We start from the raw sequence: 7565 nt of genomic DNA, 5'->3' as shown, positions 1-7565 counted from the left end.
GCTTCAAGCCACACTCATAAAGATACTGACCGTAACGCCGTAAACGCTCACGGGTAACCTGTCTGAACGACACATTAGACGTGCCGCAAAATTTGCTGAAAGAAAAGATGGCATTCTTGTAGACATGCGCCGTGGAATACCGTCCCTCCTTCCGCAAACGACCGATGTAGAATTCCGCACATCGGCTAAATCCATTTTTGTTCATCATTTGCATCACTAATAATTTTATATATTATACCATTTGGCAAACAACAAAAAAACAAATCTTTTTGCAGACTTGAAGTACACTTGACAAATGCGATATTATTTTTTTAGATTATTAACCTATAAAAAAATATCCGGATGCTCACTAAACGGACATCCGGATATCACTCTCTTTCTACCTTCTAACTAATTACCTCTCTGAATAGTTTGCCAGATTGTAACATACCGGCTTCGTGCTATTACCTACACGGTAGATACCGAACTTAAAGTAATAACCATCATCGTCGTTACGTCCAATCATGATTTTCTCATTGTCCACAATGTGTTTCTTAACCTTTTTCCCTTTTTCTTGATAGTCCATCTGTACATCGAGCATACCCGGCTTTACAATTGTTTCCGCCTCTTTGCCATAGACTGTCCAATCGATATGAATACGGAATGTAATCCAACAATCTTTCGGAAAATCAGCGAAAGGCATTTTGTAAGCAATGGTCGATGCTTTATATGTAGATGTCACAGGTTTCATAACCGGTGTCTTTTCCGGATTTGCGTTGCAACGGTCGTCTTTATCTGTCAGCCATTTACGGTCGGAGTTTGCTTTGATATAAAACCATCCGCCGGAAAATCCAAATGCCAATGGAGGATAGCCACCTTGTTCCACCAGCCATCCGTTGGCCTTTCCGGCTTGATAAACGGGATTACCTTGTTTGTCTTTCACCGGATTACCTTGCTTGTCCAGCTTGGGTTTCTTTTCGTATCCCATGTTTTTCTTAAAAATAGTAGTTTTGTCCAGTTCCATGAACTCATCAGCTGTCAGTTTCTTCACTTCACCCTGTGGAGTCTGTACCAAAGTACGATCCGGCATTCCATGCCATTGAGCAAAAATGGTGGAAACATCACTGCCTAATGTAGAAGGGATATATACCGAAAACTCATAATCGCGGGAAGCACCTTGCGGACAAATACCTTTTCCATGATGATATACAGTTTTCATTATTTGTGCTTTCTTATATGTATCGGCTGGTTTGCCTTTGAAATCATCGGAAGTTGCATAACAATAAGAAAATTCCGCACGTCCTTTTGTTTCCCCCGCTGCATATCCGGATAATGTGTTATCATCTTCTTTCAGTTCAAAACGATAAGAAGGCTTTCCGTTAAACATAAGGTTGAAATCACGTTGAATGGCATGCGTTTTTTTAGCTCCGACTGCTACCCAGCAACCATCTATAATCTGATTGACACATGCCGAATCTGCCTGTACATTTACACGCTCGGTTAGTGGCACCAAAGTCTGTGTTTCTATAGCCGGACCGGGTTTCTCGACTTGTTCAGCCATCGCCGTGCATCCTGATGCCAGCACGCAAATAATAAAAATGCTTTTCTTCATTCTATTCGATATTAAGTTTGTTGACGGTGCAAAAATACGAAAGGCAACCTCATCGGTTGCCTTTCGTTTGTCTCAAATGTTTTCACATTTGTGTAATTTTGCTGTCAACACCTGCCTGGAGGCTTAATTGGGTGCTTCATCGTTCAAATCTTCTTCAAGCATATCGACTTTCCGTATACTCATTTTTCCATCGGCGGTGATCGTTATAGAAAGCGGCATATACAAATCTGTCTGCGGATAACAAACACTTGCGGCATATACAATGCCCTGCGGAGTGGTCTTGTCGTATACAATTCCTTCCAATATAGATTTCGAGAGAAATTTTGCATCGACTACGGATGAAAAATCATTCTTGGTAAATGTCTTGTTCAATACCGTTTCGTTACCACGTGTCAGGTGCAGCACTATTTTATTGTCGACATAAGTATCTCCCATCTCATTTGTCACATGAGGCAGACTTTCGTCCGGAGTACGTGAAACAAAGGAATGATAATCTTTTCCTTTGAACTTAAAGTTAGTTTCGCTCTTAGACGTCTGCATACGCTGCAATCCGTGAGCATCTATACTGTCTATTCTTGCCAGCATCGACTGATTATCTGAAGATCCTTTTTTACCGCCACATGCACTCACAGCCACTGCCAACGGCAACAAAAGCAAATAAATTAGTTTTCTCATACGTAAGTTTTCTGTTTATAAATAGATGGCAAAGGAACAAAAAGAGCGGGATATTTACAAGTGTAACCGACATTTTTCCTACATTTGAAGGAAAGAAGGAATGGAAATACTATCACAAAGGGATGCTCGACGACAGTGGCAAACCGGACAGTGCATTTAATGCTTTCAAGAGATAAGATTATTGAATCCTTTTTTATAACTTTACGCCGAATCCAAAATATTTTATACCTGAAAAGTAAAAATGAACATGAAACACCCCAAACAGTTATTAGCTGTACTTTTGATGGCCGCCGCCTGCACTATGCAAGCGCAACGCAGTGAGGCACTGCTGGAGAAGAACTGGAAATTCAGTAAAGGAGATTTTAAAGAGGCCAGTCAGCCGGAGTTCAATGACACTAAATGGGAATCGGTTGTTATTCCACACGACTGGGCGATTTTTGGTCCATTCGACATGAACAATGACCTCCAAAACGTGGCAGTGACACAGAACTTTGAGAAAAAAGCTTCCTTGAAGACAGGACGTACCGGCGGTCTTCCTTATGTAGGTACCGGATGGTATCGTACCAGTTTTGACGCCCCTGCCGACAAAGAAGTGACACTGCTTTTTGACGGTGCCATGAGTGAAGCGCGTGTCTACATCAACGGAAAAGAAGCTTGTTTCTGGCCTTTCGGTTACAATTCTTTTCACTGTAATGTGACTTCCTTATTGAATAAAGACGGTAAAAACAATACGCTTGCCGTGCGTTTGGAAAACCGTCCGCAATCTTCGCGCTGGTATCCGGGAGCAGGTCTGTATCGCAATGTACACCTGATTGTGACTGACAAAATCCATGTACCTGTATGGGGAACGCAAATCACAACTCCTCACGTCAACAAGGATTTTGCAGCCGTACGTCTCCAAACGAAGATAGACAATGCCGGTGAGAAAACAGCCATCCGTGTAGAGACGGAAATTCTTTCTCCGGAAGGTAAAGTTGTTACCCGGAAAGAGAATACAAGCCGTATCAATCACGGACAACCTTTTGAACAAAATTTTATTGTAAACGCACCCAAACTCTGGTCGCCGGAAAGTCCGTCGCTTTACAAGGCTGTCTCTAAAATTTATGCGGATGATAAACTGGTAGATACTTACACCACACGTTTCGGTATCCGCAGCATTGAATACATTGCCGACAAAGGGTTCTACCTGAACGGGGAGCACCGCAAATTTCAGGGTGTATGTAATCACCACGATTTAGGTCCGTTGGGCGCCGCTATCAATGTTGCAGCACTGCGTCATCAGCTTACGCTATTGAAAGATATGGGATGCGACGCGATCCGTACTTCTCATAATATGCCGACTCCCGAACTCGTTGCGTTGTGTGACGAAATGGGATTTATGATGATGATCGAACCGTTCGATGAATGGGATATCGCCAAATGTGAAAATGGTTATCACCGCTACTTCGATGAATGGGCGGAACGTGATATGATAAATATGCTTCATAATTACCGGAACAACCCTTGCGTCGTTATGTGGAGTATCGGCAACGAAGTACCGACTCAATGCAGTCCTGTCGGTTATAAAGTGGCCAAATTCCTGCAGGATATCTGCCATCGTGAAGATCCTACCCGTCCTGTCACTTGCGGAATGGACCAGGTGACTTGTGTACTTGCCAACGGATTTGCAGCAATGATTGACATTCCGGGACTTAATTACCGTACGCAACGCTATCAGGAGTCATACGACCAACTCCCGCAGAATCTGATTCTGGGAAGCGAAACGGCTTCTACTGTCAGCTCACGCGGCGTGTACAAGTTCCCGGTGGAGGATAAGAAAGGGGCCAAATATGAAGATCATCAATGCTCTTCATACGATGTGGAGGTTTGTCCCTGGTCGAATATTCCGGACGAGGACTTTGCATTAGCTGACGATCATCATTGGACCATCGGACAGTTCGTATGGACCGGATTCGATTATCTGGGTGAACCGTCACCATACGATACGGATTCATGGCCTAATCACAGTTCAATGTTTGGTATCATCGACCTTGCCAGTTTACCAAAAGACCGCTATTATCTTTACCGTAGCGTGTGGAACAAGGAAGCGGAAACTTTGCATATCCTGCCTCACTGGACCTGGCCGGGACGTGAAGGTGAAGTGACTCCCGTTTTTGTGTACACTAATTATCCTACTGCCGAATTATTTATCAATGGCAAAAGTTATGGAAAACAAAGCAAGAATAATAGTTCGCTAAAGAACCGCTATCGCCTGATGTGGATGGATACAAAGTACGAACCGGGTGAAGTGAAAGTAGTAGCCTACGACAAAAACGGAAAAGCGGTAGCTGAAAAAGTAGTCCGTACTGCCGGAAAGCCTCATCACATCGAACTGGTAAGCAACCGTAACGAACTGACTGCAGACGGAAAAGACCTGGCTTATGTGACTGTTAAAGTAGTAGACAAAGACGGTAACCTCTGTCCTACCGATAATCGTCAGATAAATTTCTCGGTAAAGGGAACAGGTAAATATCGTGCTGCCGCCAATGGAGATCCGACGAACCTTGAACAATTCCATCTTCCAAAAATGCATGCTTTCAACGGTATGTTGACAGCTATCCTGCAAGCCGGTGAAACTGCCGGTGAGATTGTATTTACAGCAAAAGCAAACGGAGTGAAAGCCGGAAATATTCGTATTCAAACGAAATAAGGCATACGCTTCAGCATATAACAAACCCACCGGATTTCTTCACTGAAAAGAAGTCCGATGGGTTTCTTCATACAACTATCTCCGAAACTTGCTCACTTGTGCTCAATAAAAGCGACGTTATAAGTACTCTAGCTAAATAGCTTTCCAAAAGGCCTGAAAATCACGATACCTGCCGTAGCAGACCAATTCGTCTCCTTCTTCCACTTTCTCATTTCCCGGTAATTCATTCTTCACATGAAGCTCGGTCAGAGAGATACCCAGGCAGTTGGTGATCTTATTCGCCCGTTTCAATCCTATCATTTTTAAATGAAACTCTTCATCCAGGTTTAACTCATTCACAAAATATCCTACAAATTTCTCCGGAACCGTGAACTTCACAACATAATAATCCTGATCGATGCGGAATCCTTCCATGTTAGTACCGAAATCGAGCAGTTGTACCAGGCTGCGGGCAGCATCTTCTTCCGGAGTCAGGATTCGTTCCAGATCAAAAGCTTCAAGCACCGCTTTATGTACGGCATCAATAGCACGGGCAAAAATACGGGGAACCTTTTTCTGCTTCAACAGGGCAACGACTCGTATCGACGCACCAAAATTCTCTCCAATCGCTACAATAACTATATCCACACTATTCAATGGCAACACTGATAATGATTGTTCGTCAGTGGCATCAATGACAAAAGCCGTAGCAACCTTATCTTTGATCGAATCCACACGACTTTCACTAATATCCGCACCAATAATCTCGTGCCCTAATACAGACAATTCCTCTGCCAACACATGGCCGTAATTTCCTAAACCGATAATAATATACTTCATATCTTTAGTTTATTATAATGTTATCACTCGGATAACGGTATTTTGTATTCTTTTTCTGTTTGACAATTCCCAACATCAATGTTATCAATCCCACACGTCCGATAAACATCAACAAGGATACCAACAACTTACTGGCATCACACAAATGAGGGGTCAGATTCAGACTGGATCCCACAGTACTAAGTGCAGAGACACATTCGAAAGTCAATGCCATAATGGAAACACCCGGTTCGAGTATGCTCAATGTGAAAATAAAAATGAATAACACTCCCAATGACATGACCACTGTTGCATTGGAACGCCGGATTGAATCATAAGATAATTCTCTGCCAAACACTTCTACCCGTTCAGTACCACGCAATACGGCTACAAGATTCAGAACCACAACTGCAAAAGCGTTCACTTTCACACCACCTGCCGTAGACTGTGAACCACCGCCAACCCACATCAAGAATAGATAAACCAACAAAGTCTGCACGCTCAACGATGCCAGATCGACACTACTGAAACCAGCTGTTCGCGGACAAGTAGCATTAAAGAAGGCTTGAGTCCATTTGTCTGCCAAAGGCATACCGGCAAAGGAAGCATTCCACTCAAAAGCAGCAATAGCTAATGTACCGATTAATAAAAGCAGGAAAGTCATGATTAACACAATCTTCGTATTCAGGTTATAAAGATGCTGCATTTTGTGACGATCCAGTTTGCGTGTACGGACCAATTTCCAAAAACGACGTAGGTGATATAATACAATATCCTTGAAATTGACAAGAATGGGGAAGCCGATACCACCGAAAATTATCAGCAAAGAAACAGAAATAAAGAGTCCATTATGATTGGTCATCACCATCGGATTTCCTAAATTACCGGAAAGCGTAGAAAAGCCCGCATTACAAAAAGCTGATATAGAGTGGAAAGCAGCAAAACCTAACTCGTTTTCCAAAGTCATTCCCAACGTACCGTGAATACTAAACCAAATCGAGACCATGCCGATCCCTTCAATTACCAAGGTGAAGCCTAATATATATAGTAAGGTGGACAGCAAAGATCCTAACGAATTGGAACTAACCATATCACGCACAACAAGCTGATTATAAATGGAGGTGTTTCCCATGAAGAACATGGCAAAGAAACTGGTTAATGTCATCACTCCTAATCCTCCAATCTGAATTAACAGGATAATGACAACTAATCCGGAAGTGGTGAATGTAGTGGATACATCTACCGGAACCAAACCTGTAACACATACGGCACTGGTAGCCGTAAATAAAGAGTCTACCCAGGTAATACCATTCACCGTGCAGCGCGGAAGCATCAGTAGGCCTGCTCCAATCAGGATAATAGCCATAAAACTGACTGCTAATATCAAAGATGGATTGGTACGCCGTCCCAACAGGCGCACCAGACCATTGGACAAGTTGAGGAAAGAAAGGACTAATAATAACAGGAGATGATAAAACTTCCCATGCAGGAATTCCCAAATCTGCAAAATAGCTCCTTCTTCTTCCGGACGGTGAAAAATGACGGGTATTAGAGTAAGATATAATAACCCGCTTAATATCCAGGCTAATCGCCGGTATTGTTTTTTGGTATTCCGGTATTCCAGTGAAATATGTAAAGCAACATCAATCAGAAAGATAATCCAGACTGTTTTATACAATGTCTGCAAATTAGCCACTTCATCTACGGATAAGGGAAAGCCGTGTTCATATACTACTCCGACAATCAACAACAGAGATGCCAGATAGGTGAGTGCTTCTACCAGTCCTAACAGGATACGTACATAGGGTTTTA

General features: G+C 42.8%; 6 protein-coding genes. 1 reads left to right on the top strand and 5 read right to left on the bottom strand.

All coding sequences use genetic code 11. The features are described 5' to 3' along the window. The 3 genes from ACT8YW_RS20905 to ACT8YW_RS20895 form a co-directional block, all read right to left on the bottom strand. The coding region (locus ACT8YW_RS20905; protein WP_444107027.1) for a phage integrase SAM-like domain-containing protein at window positions 1-208 on the bottom strand (208 nt) is incomplete at its 3' end. Window positions 209-394: 186 nt separating this feature from the next. Continuing rightward, window positions 395-1591 carry a heparin lyase I family protein gene (locus ACT8YW_RS20900; RefSeq protein WP_217290819.1) on the bottom strand — a complete coding sequence of 399 codons (1197 nt, stop codon included), beginning with the start codon at window positions 1589-1591 and terminating at the stop codon, window positions 395-397. 123 nt (window positions 1592-1714) lie between these two features. Next, on the bottom strand, window positions 1715-2266 hold the full coding sequence (locus tag ACT8YW_RS20895) for a DUF4738 domain-containing protein (protein ID WP_444107026.1): 552 nt from the start codon (window positions 2264-2266) through the stop codon (window positions 1715-1717). A 241-nt stretch (window positions 2267-2507) separates the two neighbouring features. On the opposite strand from ACT8YW_RS20895, the gene galB reads away from it, so the two are divergent. After that, complete coding sequence (galB, locus tag ACT8YW_RS20890) at window positions 2508-4955, top strand: beta-galactosidase GalB (protein ID WP_444107025.1); 2448 nt, start codon at window positions 2508-2510, stop codon at window positions 4953-4955. A 132-nt stretch (window positions 4956-5087) separates the two neighbouring features. Here galB and ACT8YW_RS20885 read toward each other — a convergent pair whose 3' ends face one another. Further along, window positions 5088-5774: a potassium channel family protein gene (locus ACT8YW_RS20885; RefSeq protein ID WP_444107024.1), complete on the bottom strand. Its 687-nt coding sequence runs from the start codon at window positions 5772-5774 to the stop codon at window positions 5088-5090. A gap of 4 nt (window positions 5775-5778) precedes the next feature. After that, on the bottom strand, window positions 5779-7565 hold a 1787-nt coding region (locus tag ACT8YW_RS20880; protein ID WP_444107023.1), incomplete at its 5' end, for a TrkH family potassium uptake protein.

The sequence above is a fragment of the Bacteroides sp. genome (assembly GCF_052357945.1).
Classification (GTDB): domain Bacteria; phylum Bacteroidota; class Bacteroidia; order Bacteroidales; family Bacteroidaceae; genus Bacteroides.
The sequence above is the reverse complement of the archived record's forward strand: the minus strand, read 5'-3'. Positions and strand labels throughout refer to the sequence as shown.